This window comes from Cognatishimia sp. MH4019 (assembly GCF_020177595.1).
Lineage (GTDB): Bacteria > Pseudomonadota > Alphaproteobacteria > Rhodobacterales > Rhodobacteraceae > JAHTBL01.
This window is the reverse complement of sequence record NZ_JAHTBL010000009.1, coordinates 19,091-36,061: the sequence shown is the minus strand read 5'-3', so window position 1 is coordinate 36,061 and position 16,971 is coordinate 19,091. Positions and strand designations below refer to the sequence as shown.

9 protein-coding genes are annotated in these 16,971 nt (G+C 58.9%); 3 read left to right on the top strand and 6 right to left on the bottom strand.

The window, feature by feature from the left end; genetic code table 11:
- Genes KUW67_RS14760 through glpD form a run of 6 tightly spaced genes read right to left on the bottom strand, consistent with a single transcriptional unit; the run spans position 1 to position 5,783 of the window.
- Entirely contained in the window at positions 1 to 261 is a 261-nt protein-coding gene (locus KUW67_RS14760; protein WP_224826097.1) for a hypothetical protein, read from the bottom strand.
- Positions 261 to 1,115, bottom strand: coding sequence for a carbohydrate ABC transporter permease (locus KUW67_RS14755; protein WP_224826096.1), 855 nt, complete (start codon positions 1,113 to 1,115; stop codon positions 261 to 263). Before KUW67_RS14755 ends, KUW67_RS14760 begins: the two co-directional genes overlap by 1 nt.
- 1 nt (position 1,116) lies before the next feature.
- Complete coding sequence (locus KUW67_RS14750; RefSeq protein ID WP_224826095.1) at positions 1,117 to 1,989, bottom strand: carbohydrate ABC transporter permease; 873 nt, start codon at positions 1,987 to 1,989, stop codon at positions 1,117 to 1,119.
- A complete protein-coding gene (locus tag KUW67_RS14745; RefSeq protein ID WP_224826094.1) occupies positions 1,989 to 3,086 on the bottom strand; it encodes an ABC transporter ATP-binding protein in 1,098 nt (365 codons plus the stop codon). The genes KUW67_RS14750 and KUW67_RS14745 overlap by 1 nt, the downstream gene beginning before the upstream one ends.
- A gap of 9 nt (positions 3,087 to 3,095) precedes the next feature.
- Complete coding sequence (locus tag KUW67_RS14740; protein WP_224826093.1) at positions 3,096 to 4,187, bottom strand: ABC transporter ATP-binding protein; 1,092 nt, start codon at positions 4,185 to 4,187, stop codon at positions 3,096 to 3,098.
- A 6-nt stretch (positions 4,188 to 4,193) separates the two neighbouring features.
- The gene (gene glpD, locus KUW67_RS14735) at positions 4,194 to 5,783 is read right to left on the bottom strand and encodes a glycerol-3-phosphate dehydrogenase (RefSeq protein WP_224826092.1); all 1,590 of its coding nucleotides are present in this window, start codon (positions 5,781 to 5,783) and stop codon (positions 4,194 to 4,196) included.
- Positions 5,784 to 6,023: 240 nt separating this feature from the next.
- Between glpD and KUW67_RS14730 the strand changes: the two genes are divergently transcribed.
- The 3 genes from KUW67_RS14730 (at position 6,024) to KUW67_RS14720 (ending at position 16,962) form a co-directional block, all read left to right on the top strand.
- Positions 6,024 to 6,785 carry a DeoR/GlpR family DNA-binding transcription regulator gene (locus KUW67_RS14730; protein WP_224826091.1) on the top strand — a complete coding sequence of 254 codons (762 nt, stop codon included), beginning with the start codon at positions 6,024 to 6,026 and terminating at the stop codon, positions 6,783 to 6,785.
- Positions 6,786 to 7,036: 251 nt separating this feature from the next.
- A complete protein-coding gene (locus KUW67_RS14725) occupies positions 7,037 to 7,690 on the top strand; it encodes a hypothetical protein (protein WP_224826090.1) in 654 nt (217 codons plus the stop codon).
- Entirely contained in the window at positions 7,690 to 16,962 is a 9,273-nt protein-coding gene (locus tag KUW67_RS14720; protein ID WP_224826089.1) for a M10 family metallopeptidase C-terminal domain-containing protein, read from the top strand. Before KUW67_RS14725 ends, KUW67_RS14720 begins: the two co-directional genes overlap by 1 nt.
- Positions 16,963 to 16,971 lie beyond the last annotated feature (9 nt).

The following is a 16,971-nucleotide window of genomic DNA, read 5'->3' as shown; positions in this document are numbered from 1 at the left end:
TTAAAGTTCCTCTCTTGCAACAAATTCTGCAATCTCGAGTGCAATTTTGCGTCTTTCCTCTGCTACCGCAGAAAGTGAATGCGCTTCGCTATAGCGGCCTTCGTCGGCATGGCTTTCGGCCACGTCATCGATTGCGATTGACGCATTCCAGAGACCTCTGGCGAACGAACCAAACTGCAGCCCGACTTCCGATTTAGCCGTGCCTCCGCCAAGCATTGTGATTGCCTCGTCGAACTGTTCTTTGGTGACCTTATTTCCCATCACACCCTCCCCAGGGCGAAGCCCTTGGCGATGTAGTTGCGGACGAAATAGATCACCAAAGCGCCCGGCACGATGGTTAATACACCGGCCGCGGCGAGCACGCCCCAGTCGATGCCAGCTGCCCCTTGGGTGCGGGTCATCGTGGCGGCGATGGGCTTGGCATCAACCGATGTCAGCGTGCGGGAGAGCAGCAGTTCGACCCATGAGAACATGAAGCAGAAGAACGCGGCCACGCCGATTCCGCTTGCGATGAGCGGCATGAAGATGCGCGTGAAGAAGCGGGGGAAAGAGTAGCCGTCGAGATAGGCGGTTTCGTCGATTTCCTTTGGGACGCCGCGCATGAAGCCTTCGAGGATCCAGACCGCGAGGGGCACGTTGAAGAGGCAGTGCGCAAGGGCCACGGCGATGTGCGTGTCGAAGAGGCCGACGCTTGAATAAAGCTGGAAGAACGGCAGCGCAAAGACCGCGGGCGGGGCCATGCGGTTGGTGAGGAGCCAGAAGAACAGGTGCTTGTCGCCCATGAAGCTGTAGCGGCTGAACGCATAGGCGGCGGGGAGTGCGACGGCCAGCGAGATGACCGTGTTGATGACCACATAGATCAGCGAATTGATGTAGCCCGAGTACCACGCGGGGTCGGTGAGGATCGTCAGGTAGTTCTCGAATGTGAGGTTGCGCGGCCAGAGCGAAAAGCTGTTCAGGATCTCCGTGTTGGTCTTCAGGCTCATGTTGATGAGCCAGTAGATCGGCAGGAACAGGAACAGCAGGTAGAGCGTCATCACGACCGCGCTTTTGTTGATGAGCGGCTTTGCGCGGCGCTTTGCGGGCGTGAATGTGGTGGCGGTTGCGTCGGTCATTTTACACGCCGTCCCTTTTGTCGAGATTGACCATGACAGTGTAGAACACCCATGAAATCAACAGGATAACCAAGAAATACATCAGCGAGAACGCCGCCGCCGGGCCAAGGTCGAACTGTCCGAGGGCCATTTTCACGAGGTCGATGGACAGGAAGGTTGTGGCGTTACCCGGGCCTCCGCCCGTCACCACGAACGGCTCGGTGTAGATCATGAAGCTGTCCATGAAGCGCAGCAGGATCGCGATCATCAGCACGCCGGTGATCTTGGGCAACTCGATATAGCGGAAGACTTTCCAGCGGCTGGCTTGGTCGATTTTGGCCGCCTGATAATAGGCTTCGGGGATGGATTGCAGGCCCGCATAGGCCAGAAGGGCCACGAGCGAGGTCCAATGCCAGACGTCCATCACGATGACGGTGATCCACGCGGCGACGGGGTCTTGGGTGTAGTTGTAGTCGATGCCAAGAGCGTCGAGCGTGTAGCCCAGCAGGCCGATATCGACGCGGCCGAAGATTTGCCAGATGGTGCCGACGACGTTCCACGGGATCAGCAGCGGCAGGGACATCAAGACGAGGCAGACGGAGACCCAGACGCCTTTTTTCGGCATGTTGAGGGCGATGAAAATGCCAAGCGGGATCTGGATGGCGAGGATGATGGCGGAGAAGGCCAGTTGGCGACCCAGCGCGTCCCACATCCGTTCGGAGTGGAGCAGTTCGTCGAACCATTCGAGGCCGGCCCAGAAGAACTCGTTATTGCCGAAGCTGTCTTGCACGGAATAGTTCACGACCGTCATCAGCGGGATCACGGCGGAGAAGGCCACGAGCACGAGGACGGGCAGCACAAGGAACCATGCTTTTTGGTTAACGGTCTTGTTCATCACGCGGCCTTTCCGACGGATTTGGACGAGGGCGCAACGCGCCAGTCATCGGCGTAGACATTGATGCCGGATGGATCGAAGGCGATGCGGGTGGCGTCAGCGTCGATGGGCGTGCCTTCATCGGCGATCACGTTGATATCGGTGCCGTTGTGATCGGCGCGGATGATCTTGTGGCGGCCCACGTCTTCGATACGGCGGATCGTGACGGGCAGGCCGGATGGATCGGTGGTGAGCGAGGTAAATTCGGGGCGCACGCCGATCTGGATTTTGCCGCTGAGCGCATCATAGCCACCTGCGAGGGGGATTTCCGTGTCGCCCACGCGGGCGGTCTGGCCGGTGACGTCGGCGTCCAGCACGTTCATACCGGGGGAGCCGATGAAATAGCCGACGAAAGTGTGTTCGGGGGTCTCAAACAGTTGCTGCGGCGTGCCGATCTGGACGACGCGACCGTCATACATCACGACGACCTTGTCGGCGAAGGTCAGCGCCTCGGTCTGGTCGTGGGTGACGTATATCATCGTGTGGCCGAATTCGTGATGGAGCGCTTTCAGCTGGGTGCGCAGCTCCCACTTCATGTGGGGGTCGATCACGGTGAGCGGCTCGTCGAAGAGGAGCGCGTTGACGTCCTCGCGGACCATGCCGCGGCCAAGGCTGATCTTTTGTTTCGCGTCGGCGGTGAGGCCACGGGCCTTGCGATCCAGCTCGGCCTCCATCCCGATCATCGCGCCGATTTTCTGGACGCGTTCGGCGACGTATTTCGGATCAGCGCCGCGATTGCGCAGCGGGAAGGCGAGGTTATCGCGGACGGTCATGGTGTCGTAGACGACGGGAAACTGGAAAACTTGCGCGATGTTGCGTTCGGTCGTGGGGGCGTGGGTCACGTCGACATCGTTGAAGAGGATGCGACCCTGGGACGGCTCAAGCAGGCCGGAGATGATGTTGAGCAGGGTCGATTTCCCGCAACCGGAGGAACCGAGAAGCGCGTAGGCCTCGCCGTCGTTCCAGTCGTGGTTCAGCTCTTTGAGCGCGAAGTCATCCTCACCCTTGGGGTTCGGATAGTAGCTGTGCGCGAGGTTATCGAGGGTAATCTTGGCCATCGGAAATCCTTACGCGGCGCTGGCATAAGAGGCGGGGGCGACAAGCGCGCCAGTCTCTTTTGCGAAGATGTAGACATGGGACGGGTCGAGATAGACGGGCAGGTCTGCCCCGATTTCGAGGTTGCGGATGCCGTGGACGAGGCCGACCCAACGGTCGCCGTGATGATCGAGATGTATGAACGTCTCGGACCCGGTGATTTCGGTCACGGCGAGGGTGGTCGCGAAGTGGAGCGGATCGCCTTGGGGCTTGTCGAGTTCAAGGTGATTGGGGCGGAATCCGGCCTGATACGTGCCGTCTTGAAGGTTGGCGAGCGTGCCTGTGGCTTGAGCCGTCTGGCCGTCGCCGAAGTGGATTTTGCCGCCGTCCTTGCGGACCGTGAGGAAGTTCATCGGCGGGTCGGAAAACACGCGCGCGGTCGTGGCGTCGGTGGGGGTGCGGTAAACGCTAGGCGTGGGGCCAAACTGGGTGACGCGGCCTTCCCACAGGGTGGCGGTGTTGCCGCCCAGAAGGAGCGCTTCTTCGGGTTCGGTCGTGGCGTAGACGAAGATGGAGCCTGCTTCGGCGAAGATCTTGGGGATCTCGGCGCGCAGTTCTTCGCGGAGTTTGTAATCGAGGTTGGCCAGCGGTTCGTCGAGCAGAACGAGACCCGCATCCTTGACCAAAGCGCGGGCGAGGGCGCAGCGTTGTTGCTGGCCGCCCGACAGTTCCAGCGGCTTGCGGTCGAGCATGGGAGTCAATTGCATCAGGTCGGCGGTTTTGCGGACGGCGTTGTCGATTTCATTCGACGATTTACCAAGCAGTTTCATGGGGGAGGCGATGTTGTCGTAAACGCTCATCGACGGGTAGTTTATGAATTGCTGGTAGACCATCGCGACCTTGCGGTCCTGCACGCGCATGCCGGTGACGTCTTGGCCCTGCCAGTGGATCGAGCCGGTGGCGGGCACGTCGAGGCCAGCCATGATCCGCATGAGCGAGGTTTTTCCCGAAGAGGTTGGCCCCAGAAGCACGTTCATCGTGGCGGGCTCCAACGTCAGGTCGGTCGGGTAGATATGGGTCTGCCCGGCGACGGTCTTGGATACGTTTTTAAGCTCTAGCGTCATTGGTCTTCATTCTGCCGCAGCGGTGTGAGGGATGGTGTCGGCCATGAAGGCGTCCAGCGTTTCGATCTGTGTCTTGGTTAACCGAAGGCCCAGTTTGGAGCGGCGCCAGACGATATCGGCGGCGGTTTGCGCGTATTCGTTAACCATGAGCCATCGGACTTCGGCCTCGGTCAGGGTTGCGCCGAAATCGCTGCCAAGGTCTTCGGGGCGGGCGGCGTTTTGTACGATCTGCGCGGCCTGTGTGCCGTAGGCGCGGATCAGGCGGAGGGCCCAGCGGTCGGTCAGGAAAGGGCAGGTGAATTGCAGCTTTTCGACTTGGGCCTGCACGCCATCGACGGGGAAATCACCGCCGGGCAGGGAGACGCCCGCGGTCCATGCGCCCGTGGCCTTCGGGAAGAACGGCACGATCTTTTCAAGTGCGTGTTCGGCCAGCTTGCGGTAGGTCGTGATCTTGCCACCAAAGACATTGAGCAAAGGCGCGCCGCCGGTTTGATCGACCTTGAGAACGTAGTCGCGGGTGGCGGCGGTGGCGCTGCTGGCCCCGTCATCATAAAGCGGGCGGACGCCGGAATAGGTCCAGACGACGTCGTCCTCGGTGACGGGCTGTTTGAAGTATTTCGACGCAAAATTGCGCAGATAGGCGTTTTCCGCAGGCGTGCATTCGGGCTTGAGGGATGGATCGGGATGGTCGGCATCGGTGGTGCCGATCAGGGTAAAATCCGTCTCATAGGGAATTGCGAAAATGATGCGGCCATCCTCGCCCTGGAAGAAATAGCACTTGTCGTGATCGAAGAGTTTGCGTGTCACGATATGGGAGCCGCGCACAAGACGGACCCCTTCGGCGCTGTTGATGCGGGCGGTGTTGCGGATGATATCTTCGACCCATGGGCCGCCGGCGTTGACGAGCATACGAGCGTAAACGATGCGCGTGCCATGATCGTTTTGAAGAGTGACTTTCCACAGATCGTTTTCGCGTTCGGCGGATAGAACCTTGGTGCGGGTGTTGATCTCGGCCCCGCGGGCTTCGGCGTCGCGGGCGTTGAGAACGACAAGGCGGGAATCTTCGATCCAGCAGTCGGAATACTCGAATGCTTTCTGGAAACGGTCCTGAAGGGGCAGGCCAGCGGGATCGGCGTTAAGGTTAACGGTGGAAGTCGCGGGCAGGATTTTGCGGCCGCCCAGATTGTCATACATGAAGAGACCTAGGCGGATCAGCCACGCGGGGCGGCGTCCCTTCATCCAGGGCATCACGTATTTTAGGACGTTGGAGGTGGGCGTTTCGCCCTCGAACCGCATGTCCTTGTGATAGGGTAGCACAAAGCGCATCGGCCACGAGATATGCGGCATGGCGCGCAGCAGAACTTCGCGTTCGATCAGGGCTTCGCGGACAAGACGGACCTCGAAGTATTCCAGATAGCGCAGGCCACCGTGAAAAAGCTTGGTTGAGGCGGAGGATGTGGCGGAGGCGAGATCGTTCATCTCAGCCAATGCGACGGACAGACCGCGACCGGCAGCATCACGGGCGATACCGCATCCATTGATGCCGCCGCCAATGACGAACAGATCGACAGGTGATGTCACGGTTGCATCGGGCACAAACCCCTCCTCCCAGATGTGGTGTGCGGCGTTGAGGGAAACAGTCTTGGGTCGCGCCGTCAACAGGGAAGTGTTCGTTTCGGTTCTTTTGTCGAATGTTCGATCCATAAACCGAACCCAAAGCGCTTTGAATCGCGGGTAAATTCTCAGAAATCTGCTACGAATAGCTCCGGAGGCTGCGAATCGGGTTGTTCGGAATCGTCAAATCGAACAAAAACGAACTCAAGGAGGAGCGGCGCCATGTCTCAGACATTCCGGCACCCGGACATTTTGGAGATCGCCCGCAAAGAGGGCAAGGTTACGGTGGAGGACCTAGCCGAACGGTTTGACGTGACCGTGCAAACGATCCGCCGCGACCTGACCGAAATGGCACATGCCGGCAAGCTGGAGCGTGTGCATGGCGGTGCGGTGCTGCCTTCGGGCGTGGACAACATCCGTTATGAGGAACGCCGCCAGCTGAATATGGACGCCAAGGATAAGGTGGCGCGGGCTTGTGCGGCGCATATCCCCAACGACGCGTCAGTCTTTCTGAATATCGGCACCAGCACTGAAGCGGTGGCGCAGGCTTTGCGCGGGCATTCTAACCTGATGGTGATGACGAACAATATTAACGTGGCGAACATTCTCAGCGGTAATCCCGATTGCGAAGTGATCGTGACCGGAGGCGCCTTGCGCAAAAGCGATGGCGGGCTGGTGGGGCCATTAACCATGCGTTCGGTCGAAACGTTCAAGTTTGATATCGCGGTGATCGGGTGCTCTGCGTTGGATGCCGAAGGTGATATTCTGGATTTCGACATGCAGGAAGTGGGTGTCAGCCAGACAATCCTGCGCCGCGCGCGGCAGAGTTTTCTGGTCGCGGATCATTCAAAATTCGAACGCTCCGCCCCCGTGGCCATCGGATCGCTGCGCGAGATCGACATGTTCTTCACCGATGCCTACTTGCCGGGCGATCTGGCGGTGCAATGCCGCGAATGGGGCACGGATGTGGTCGTGGTTGGGTAGTCGGACCACACTATTCACGGGTTTTTTGCGGATGCAGCAGAATAGTGCTTGAGCGGTCGCATGTCAGTCGCCTAATGATCATAGTTAATGACAAGGACTCGCCAAAAGAGCGAGTCGGGATGTGACAGTGACGGCCGCAGAATTGCGGTAAGTACGAGGGCTGCCAGTGGACGACTCTGAGTTCCTTTGGGATTGGGATACGCAAGAGGTGCGTAACTCTGATCTTTCCATTAAGTTAAAGGATTTAGTCGGTGGCTGAGTATTCGAAGGTCAACTCGCCGCCCAAAAGTGAGCCGTTTCTGACAACACGGACAGGGTTGAAATACTGGCTGGTCAAACACAAAACCAAAGTAGGAAATGTTCAGTCCGTTCTCACCGAAGATGCTAAGATTTCGATGCATCAATATGGCGGTGGCGGTCGTGATGACGCGGGCAGTTATCTGTTCAACTATCATGGCACATCTATTGGCTTTGTTTGTCATGAGATTATCGAGGGCCGCCCGGTCCCTAAAAAACCGGTAGAGAAAGACCTCGAGAAAGGCATCTTCATCCAGACTGTTTTCGGGATTGGTACGCCGGTGCATGACTATTCTGTCCTGCTCGAGAAAGCCTCCGACGGGACCATCATCTTAGACGACCGTGGGATGCCGAAGCGTCGGAAGATGGCTGTTTATAGCGAAAGCCTGATCGCGGGGCCAACTTGGTCCGACTATACGGATGGGGCACGCGGCAAATTCAGATCACAGCAGCATCAGGATGAAATGCTGGAAATCTGGCCAGAGCTTTTTAACGGGCTCAACGGAGCGCTTTGGCGGCTCCAGCAAGAGACACCAAAAGGACTGCAACCACAGATGCGCTTCTCGGAGCGCGTCTTGAATGAATTGAGTAACGGGGACCTGCTGTAATGGGTATTGAAGACATCAACTGGGCGAACATTAGCGATGGTGCTGATCTCGTCGGCGTCATTTCACCAGACGACTTGTTGAGCTACGTCGACAGTCTGAGCGCGTCTTCCGGCTCTGGTCCCACTATGTTCTATCAGGGTATCAGCACGGATGTGCCATCGCTGGGTCTTGCGAATGCTGACTTTGGCATGATCGATTACTCCCCGGCTGGTCTGTTCCTGAACGGCAATTTCGATGTGATCGATCAGTTCTTGAATGCATCCGCCACTGGTATTTCGATGGATACCATGTGGGAAACCGCGTCGGCCAATTTGGCAGAAGGCGCAAGCGGGCGCGTTGTGGTCGCGATCGGTGGCAGCCCCCAAGGTGTTTGGTCCAACAGTATCTTTCTGAATGTCGAGCTGCCTGCGCTTTTGGAAAACGATGCGGTTACGCATATCAACGGAATTCCTAAAGGTGATCTGATCGGCCTCGATCCTGTCGAGCAATTCGTCAATATCCGTGGTCAGAGCCTAGAGTCCGTTAGCCAGGCCCTTGTCGATGCTGTGCGCGGCGATCGCATCACGCAAGATCAGCTGATTGACACTTTAGGTGATCTGACGTCAGGAAACTATCAGCTGCAAGGCGTGAACGGGACGCGGATTACAATTCCTTACGAGCTACCGGGTGGTCTTTCGATTCCGCTGGAGTTCACGGTTGATGAATTCAACGACTTCAAGAACGTCATCGACAATCTGAAACTGTCGACTTTTGCCAAGCTTGGTTTGTTGGGCGACATCTATGACTTTGGTGCGACGGTTTATGCCGCGGGTGTGTTGCTGCGTGACGGTCGCCAGTCCGAAGCAGAAGAGCTTTTGTCTGGTGCTGTTGGCGGGCTTGCAGGTGCTGCGGGTGGCGCTGCCGTGGGGTCTGCCGTGGGCGCGGGCGTTGTTGCGCTTCTTGCCGTCGCTGGTGTCGCGACAGGCGGTGTTGCTACATTCCTGATCATTGGTGGCTTTGCGCTGGGGGGCGGTGTTATTGGGCAAAACTATGGCGAGAGCGCCGGAGAAGCCCTTTATGAATTCGTCCTGAATTATTCGGGCAGTGAGACACTACTGCCGCAGGCGGTTGGCGAGTTCTTCGTCGAATGGCTGCGTGAAGAGGACATCTATGCGCAGGTCGTGGTTCAACAGGCTGTGTCGACTATTGTCGACGAAACGGGCCGCGCATCGCTTGAGGAGTTCACGGAGACGATCGCCGATCTGGTACGAATCGATCCTTCGCTTGCGGAAGACTATGAAGCGTTCTTTGATGCGGTCAGCGAAGCACGGCCCGTAAACCTGCGTCAGATGACGCCAAACCAGTGGGCAGAGTTCCACGCAGAAATTCTGCTGGCTCTGGAGGCGGATACTTGCTTCACCGGTGATACCTTGATTGATATGTGGGATGGCTCGAAGCGCCAGATCCGCGACATCCAAGCAGGTGATCAGGTTCTTTCGTACGACCAGTCGGGTAAACTGGTGCCTGGCGAGGTCGCGCGCGTTTTCCGTGGCGAGACGCAGGACTGGATTGAGCTGACTTATTCGGACGATGGTGTTCACAAAACTTTGGTCGCGACACCCCAGCACCCGTTCTTGCAAGCCGATGGCACATTCGCCCCAATCCAAGAGATGATTGATGCCAACGGTATGGCGCAACTCGTCATGCGGGACGGTGCTACGCTTTGGGTGAAGGCGCGTAGCATTTCTTACTCGGCCTCGACGGCGGCTCAGTTCGAGCAAGCCTATGCTCAGATGATCGCAGGTAATGTGGTTCACAAGCCCGAACTCAGTGATGCCTGGGCGACCTACAATTTTGAAGTTGCGGGGACCCATCGCTATGTCGCAGACGGGGTGCGTGTCCACAACCGCTGCCTTGGCCAGTTTGTCACCCAGATGACGCTGGACGCGCTGATCGAGTCGGGCATCATTTCCCGCGATACTCATTATATCGTCGAGATGGAGTCCGGTCAGTTCCTTGTGATGACGGGCGACAATGAAATTGTCACCGAGGGCGATCTACAGGGTCAGCCGTTGATCCAAGTGATCGAGATGGTTGCCGATACGGTTCAGCATATCGGAGATTCGATTGCTTCTGTATTGGATGACACGGGCGAATATCTGGCGGGCGCGCTTCCGGGTCTGCTGGCGTCGCTGATCAATGGTCAATCGCTGGATGACGCGGCCGAGGCTTATGCGGCGCAGGTCATTGCGGAGATGGGTGTTGATACGCTGGCGCGTATCTTTGGTCTGGACCGCTTGAACGAGTTGACCGACTCGGAAGGTAATCTTCTTCCGGTTACCGATCCGCTCTTTTTCGAAACCGAGATCGGTGCCGCTGTCAAAGGTGCGTTGGTGTCCAGCGCGGTGATGGCGATCATTTCCGGGGATGAGCTGGATTCGGCGGCATATGAGCAACTGGCGGTCAACCACTCGGTTCGCTTTGTCGTCACGCAGGCTTTGCAGACGCAACCTTGGGCGATTGTCGAAGGGCATCTGCCACAAGAGCTGTTCGACTGGTTTGGCTGGGAAGGCGCAGCACCGCCGTTGTCGGCCGTGGGGCAGGGCGCTGCGGCTGCGGCTGTCAGCCTATTGGTCGATCTGCTGGATGGCGGGATCGAGGATATTGGGGCGGCCTTGGGGCAGGCGGCGATTGCGGCGGGCACGGCGTATTTGTCGAGTATTGTGACTTCGGCTGTCGTCAGCACGTTCTCGTTGGTGGGTTCCATTGTGCCGATCATCGGCACGGTCATCGGAGCCATCATTGGCAAGATCCTCGGTGGCTTGTTCGGGGGCTGGTTCTCGCCGCCGCCGCCGCTGTTCCAGGTGGAGCGGAATGACGATGGGACCGTTACGGTTTCGATCACGCCATATTCGGGCGGCTATATCTATGGTGCGCGTGACGGGTATGACGACACGCTGATTGGCTCGGACGGGCATGACACTCTGCTGGGTGGCTCGGGCGACAACACGATCCACGGGCTGAAAGGCAATGACCGGCTGGAGGGTCGCGGTGGCGACGATTTGCTGACCGGTGGCAAGGGCAACGACATTCTGGATGGCGGCTCGGGCGATGATGATCTGATCGGGGGGCATGGTCATGACCGCATGATCGGCGGCGATGGCAATGATCTGGTCGTCGGTGGTGACGGCAATGACGTCATGTTCGGCGACAGCGAAGCCGACGAGCGGTTTGCTGATTTTGTCGCGCGCGGCGGTGTCTCGCGTCTGGGTGAGCAGGGGTCTTATGAGGGCCCCGAGGATACCGGGTCCGAAGAAGCTGATGACGCGATCGAGGATCAGGACGACAGCGATCAGACCCATGCCGACGTGCTGCTGGGCGGCGCAGGCAATGACCAGATTTTCGCAGGCCGCGGTGACGACTTTGTCGATGGCAGCTTTGGCGATGACATCATCTATGGTCAGGGCGGCCATGACGTGATCTTCGCCGGTGCGCATAACGACTATGTCGAAGGCGGCGGCGGCAATGACATGATCGACGGCGAAGGCGGCAATGATCGGATCATTGCAGGCTCGGGCGATGATGTTGTCCATGGCGACAAGATGCTGGTGCTGGCGGATACGGAGGTTACGGCTGCGATCCGCACATGGCTGAACGGGCCGGTGCGTGGCTCGAAAGACCTCAAGGAGAAGCTGGGTCTGCACCAAAGCTATCACAACAATTCGGGTGCGAATTTCGTCCCGTTCTCGGGGGCCTATACCCTGACAACCGCGCTTTTGATGAAGCTGGGCGCGATCGAGGGCGGCTTGCGCAGCATTCTGGATGGCGGCGAAGACGAGGTCGCGCAAAGCTTCCTTGATTGGCTGCATGGCACGGATCGGTCGCTGAAGAACGACATTCTGGCGGGGGATTATGCCTATCTGATGCCGCCCGTTGAGCTGGCCGAGGGCGAAGAGGCCCCGGGAGGTCCGGGCAGCATTCTTCTGACCATCGGTGGCGGCAACGATAATATTGAGCTGGGTGCGGGCGATGACCTTGCCTATGGCGGTCACGGCAATGACACGATCCTTGGCGGTGACGGGGACGACGTCATTTATGGCGACGGTCTGCGCAGTGTCGTCAATGACGAAGGTGAGACGGTCGTTGAGGATGATGGCGCTGGTAATGACGTGATCGACGGCGGTGACGGCGACGACACGATCAATGGTGGCGATGGCGACAACGTGCTGAAAGGCGGCGCAGGCGATGACCGTATCTTTGCGGGCAGTGGCAATGACCGGATCGATGGCGGTGACGGTGCGGATATCATTCTGGCGGGTGCGGGTGATGACATCATCTATGCAGGTGCTTCAGCCTCGGCCGATGAGGATGGCACGGATCAGGACATTATTAATGCAGGCGCTGGCGATGACGTCGTTTACGGCGAAGGCGGCGTGGACATTATTGACGGTGGCACCGGCAATGACCGCCTTTATGGCGGCGCTGGCAATGACCAGATCAACGGTGGAGACGGCAACGACCACCTCTCGGGCGGGTCGGGCGATGATGTTCTGACCGCCGGGGCGGGCGACGACAAGCTGATCGGCGCAAGCGGCGCAGACACGCTTGTGGGTGGCGCTGGCGATGACGACATGGAAGGCGGCGCCGGCAACGACGTGTTGCAGGGTGGTCTTGGCGATGATCTGCTTGCGGGCCAAGCTGGCGATGACTTGATGTTGGGCGAGATTGGCGCGGACCGTCTTTATGGCGGGGACGGCAATGACGTCATGCTGGGTGGCGGCGACAACGATTTGCTTGTTGGTGGCGACGGCGAGGATGTGATGGACGGCGGCTCGGGCGCGGATACGCTGCGCGGCGAGGCTGGCGACGACAAGATGACCGGTGCCGAAGGCAATGACCGTCTGGAAGGCGGCGCGGGTGACGACGAGATTTACGGCGACACCGAGGACGGCACGGGCCAGCAAGGTAACGATAACGTCTATGCTGGTGAGGGCGATGACGTAGTCTTCGGAGGCGGGGGCAATGACACGCTGCGGGGCGAAGACGGCAATGACATGCTGCGCGGCGAGGACGGTAATGACACGCTTGCCGGTGGCGACGGTGTCGACACGCTGCGCGGTGGCAACGGCAATGACCGGCTGTTTGGCGGCAACCAGAACGATGTTCTGCGCGGCGGCGATGGCAATGACATGCTTGATGGCGGAGGTCACAATGACGATCTGCGCGGCGGCGCGGGCGATGACGTCTATGTTGCCAGCAGCGGCAATGACCGTATCGTGGACACGACAGGTGCCGAGACCGTGGACATGGGCTCGGGCGATGACCGGTTCGAGAGCAACACCTCGGACATGGCGGGCGACACGGTTTACGCAGGCAGCGGCAATGACCGGATCTACGCTGGTAACGGTCATGACGTTCTGGACGGTGGCACGGGTCACGACCTGATCTATGGCCGCGGTGGGAATGACACGCTGATTGCGGGAACGGGCAATGACCGGCTTTACGGTCAGGACGGCAATGACACGCTGGTCAGCGCCGGGCGCGGAACGCAAACGCTGGAAGGCGGCAGTGGCAACGACAAGTATATCGTTGATCTGACAGGCCTGAACGGCACGTTGCGCGACACGTCGGGCATTGACGTGCTGGAACTGACCGGGGGTATGGAACCCAAGGACATCATCCTTGAGCGCGAAGGCAATGATCTGTTGATCAAGTCGGTTGCCAATCACGCGCATCAATTGCGCATCGTTGGGCAGTTCACGTCGAGCCTGAAGATCGAGGCGATCACCTTTGCCGCGACGGGCTACACGCTGGATATGGTCAACGCGATCATCGGCACGGATGGCAATGACAATATCACCGGCACCGAGGATGACGATGTCGTTCTGGCGCTTGGCGGTGATGACACGGTCATCGGTGCGGGCGGGGATGACTTCCTTGACGGCGGCCCCGGCAAGGACGTGATCTTTGGCAACGCGGGCAATGACGCGATGCACGGCTCATCGGAAGATGACATGATTAATGGTGGGTCCGGCAATGACAGCCTGATCGACGGGATCGGTAGCGACATGCTGATTGGTGGCTCCGGGCGCGACACATTTGGCATCACGCTGAACGCAGGTGACCGCGACGTGATCGCGGATTTCCAGAACGGTACAGACACGATTGATCTGAGCAATTTCGGCTCAAAGTTCGTGAGCTTCGCGCAGATGAAGTATATGGGTTACGGTCCGCGCCAGCAGGGCGACGATGTCGTCTTCAATATGGGTAGCGGTCAGCTTCTGACGGTGGAGAACACTACCGTGGGCCAGTTTGACCAGAGCGATTTCGACTTTGATCTGATCGCAATTTCCGGGCGCACGGGCACGGCTCTGAACGAGATCATCACCGGCGGATCCGGCAATGATGTGATCGACGGCAATGGTGGCTCGGACCGGATGACCGGTGGGGCCGGGCGCGATACGTTCATCATTGATGATCGCGCGGGCACGTTCGATACGATCACAGACTTCACCGAGCGCGAAGACACGGTTGATCTGAGTGCCTTTGGCGATTTCTCGTCGGTACATCAGTTCAACCTCCGCGAGGTTGCTGGGGACACCGGTATCGCTTTGGGCGGTGGTCAGCATCTGATGCTGGAAGGGGTCAGCATGGCGTCGCTTGATCATCAAGGCTTCAAGTTCAACGGGTTTGAGAACCTGACGGACGTCTCCCGTTACGGCGGCCGTGTTGATGTGGATTGGACGGCCGATGCGACGCCCGAAGGCAATACCACGCTGAGCGGTACGAGCGCTTATGGCGCCTCGACCACCCATCGCGGCAACATCATCGGAATGGCCAAGGCGGATGACGCCGTGGGGTCCGGCGCAGGGGCGGGTACCGGATATGGCTCTGGCACGATCAGCCATGGTCTGAACGGCGCGAGCTATGGTGCTGGCACGATCCAAACGGATGCGGGCACTTGGGACTACAGTGGTGGCCAGTTGATCTACAACAACGCTTACTACAAAAAGAGCGGCTGTAAGAAAAAGCTGGTTCGCCCTGAAACCAAAGGCGGCACGCAGCTGGATGACCAGCTTTATGGCAATTACTGGTCCGAGAACCTTTACGGCTATGAAGGCAACGATAAAATCGAAGCCGGGGCCGGGAATGACCACGTTCAAGGGGGTCTGGGTCTGGACGCGATCTATGGCCAGGACGGCAACGACACGATCTATGGCAAGGGAACTGCAGTTGCGCCCTGCTCTTTCGATCTGGCGATGCTGTCCATGACCGATGCTGAAAAGACGGCTTATACGGCAGAACTGAACGCGCTGGATGATGACCTGATCCGGGGCGGTAACGGCCATGACACGATCTATGGTGAGGGCGGCGATGACGTCCTTTATGGCGATGCCGACAATGACAAGGTTCATGGTCAGGACGGCAACGACAAGATCTTTGGCGGCACGGGCCATGACACGCTCACCGGTGGATCGGGTCGCGATTACATCGACGGCGGTGCTGGCAACGACAACATCAACGGCGGGTCGGGCAATGACACGCTGCGGGGCGGGGCCAATAACGACACGATTGATGGCTCCAGTGGCAACGACTACCTGCTGGGTGACAGCGGGGCTGACAAGCTGATTGGCGGTTCGGGCCACGACCGTTTGCTGGGTGGCGATCACGACGATCATCTGATCGGTGGCACCGGCAACGACAATCTGCACGGCCAGAACCACAACGACGTTCTGGACGGTCAGGACGGCAATGACCGGCTGTATGGTGAGCACGGGCACGACACGCTTTACGGGCGTGCGGGCACGGATTACCTGCGCGGCGGCGACCACAATGATAAGCTCTATGGTGGCGATCAGAATGATTATCTGAACGGCGATTCCGGGGATGACCAGCTCTGGGGTGGCAACCACAATGACAGCGTCTATGGCGGAACTGGCCATGACAAGCTGTGGGGCGGCCATGGTCATGACTATCTTGCAGGTCAGGATGGCAATGACGCCGTTTATGGAGAGGATGGCAACGACCGCATCGTCGGCGGCAACGGCAACGACTCCCTGCATGGTGGCAATGGCAATGACACCGTTTATGGCGGTGCGCATAACGACGTCATTCGCGGCAATGCAGGCAGTGATCTTCTATATGGTGAAGATGGTGACGACAACCTGCATGGTGGTGATCACAACGACACGGTCCATGGTGGCAACGGTAATGACGTGGCCAATGGCGGGTCAGGCAACGACCTTGTTTACGGTGTGGCGGGCAACGACAAGCTGATCGGCGAAGACGGCAATGACCGTCTTTACGGTGGCACCGGCAACGATACGTTGAGCGGTGGCAATCACAACGACTCGCTTTACGGCCAAGAGGGCAATGACGTGCTGCGCGGTGGGCATGGCCATGACTATCTGTCGGGTGGTGAGGGCAATGACTACCTGAACGGAGGCGATCACAACGACCATATGCATGGCGGTGACGGCAATGACCGGCTGTTCGGTGAATCGGGTCACGACTACATCAACGGTGGTGGTGGCAACGACTACATCGAAGGCGGTGCGGGCCGCGACGTGATTTATACCGGTGGCGGTCGTGACTTTGTCCATGGTGGTTCTGGTGCGGACTTCATCTATTCGGGGAGCACCCATACGGGCGATCACTCGCTTTACGGGGGCACCGGGTCTGACCTGATTTCGGGTGGCGCGGGCGATGAGCTGATCGACGGTGGCGCGGATAACGACACGCTTACCGGCGGCGGGGGCAACGACCGGATGCTGGGGGGCCAAGGCCATGACAGGATGCATGGCGGCAGCGGCATGGACCTGATGTATGGCGGTCTGAATAACGACACCATGTATGGCGACAGCAACCATGACCGCATGTATGGTCAGCATGGTCACGACGTCATGGACGGTGGCAGCGGCAACGACCAGATGTATGGCGGTGACCATAACGACACCCTGCGCGGTGGCGTGGGGGCTGACCAGCTCTTTGGTGGGGACGGCAATGACCGTCTGATCGGGGGGGCCGGTGCGGATTACCTGCACGGTGGCAGCGGTGCGGACGTGTTCCGCTTTGAAGCGCTGACCGACAGCAGCCTGTCTGCGATTGACGTGGTGGCAGACTTCAACCGCAACAGCGACAAGATCGATCTGGCGGCTTTGGACGTGGCCTTCTCGGACCTCGATATCCAGGCGGCCAATGGCTATACGGAGGTCGCCATCGACGGGACTGATTTTGTGATCCGTCTGTTGGATGACACCCATGACCTGAACGCGTCTCACTTCAATTTCTAAGGATGAGGG

Coding starts and splice junctions, on each gene's coding strand:
- KUW67_RS14740 (WP_224826093.1), bottom strand. CDS start 4,187: ATGACGCTAGAGCTTAAAAACGTATCCAAGACCGTCGCCGGGCAGACC.
- KUW67_RS14750 (WP_224826095.1), bottom strand. CDS start 1,989: ATGAACAAGACCGTTAACCAAAAAGCATGGTTCCTTGTGCTGCCCGTC.
- KUW67_RS14745 (WP_224826094.1), bottom strand. CDS start 3,086: ATGGCCAAGATTACCCTCGATAACCTCGCGCACAGCTACTATCCGAAC.
- KUW67_RS14730 (WP_224826091.1), top strand. CDS start 6,024: ATGTCTCAGACATTCCGGCACCCGGACATTTTGGAGATCGCCCGCAAA.
- KUW67_RS14755 (WP_224826096.1), bottom strand. CDS start 1,115: ATGACCGACGCAACCGCCACCACATTCACGCCCGCAAAGCGCCGCGCA.
- KUW67_RS14720 (WP_224826089.1), top strand. CDS start 7,690: ATGGGTATTGAAGACATCAACTGGGCGAACATTAGCGATGGTGCTGAT.
- KUW67_RS14760 (WP_224826097.1), bottom strand. CDS start 261: ATGGGAAATAAGGTCACCAAAGAACAGTTCGACGAGGCAATCACAATG.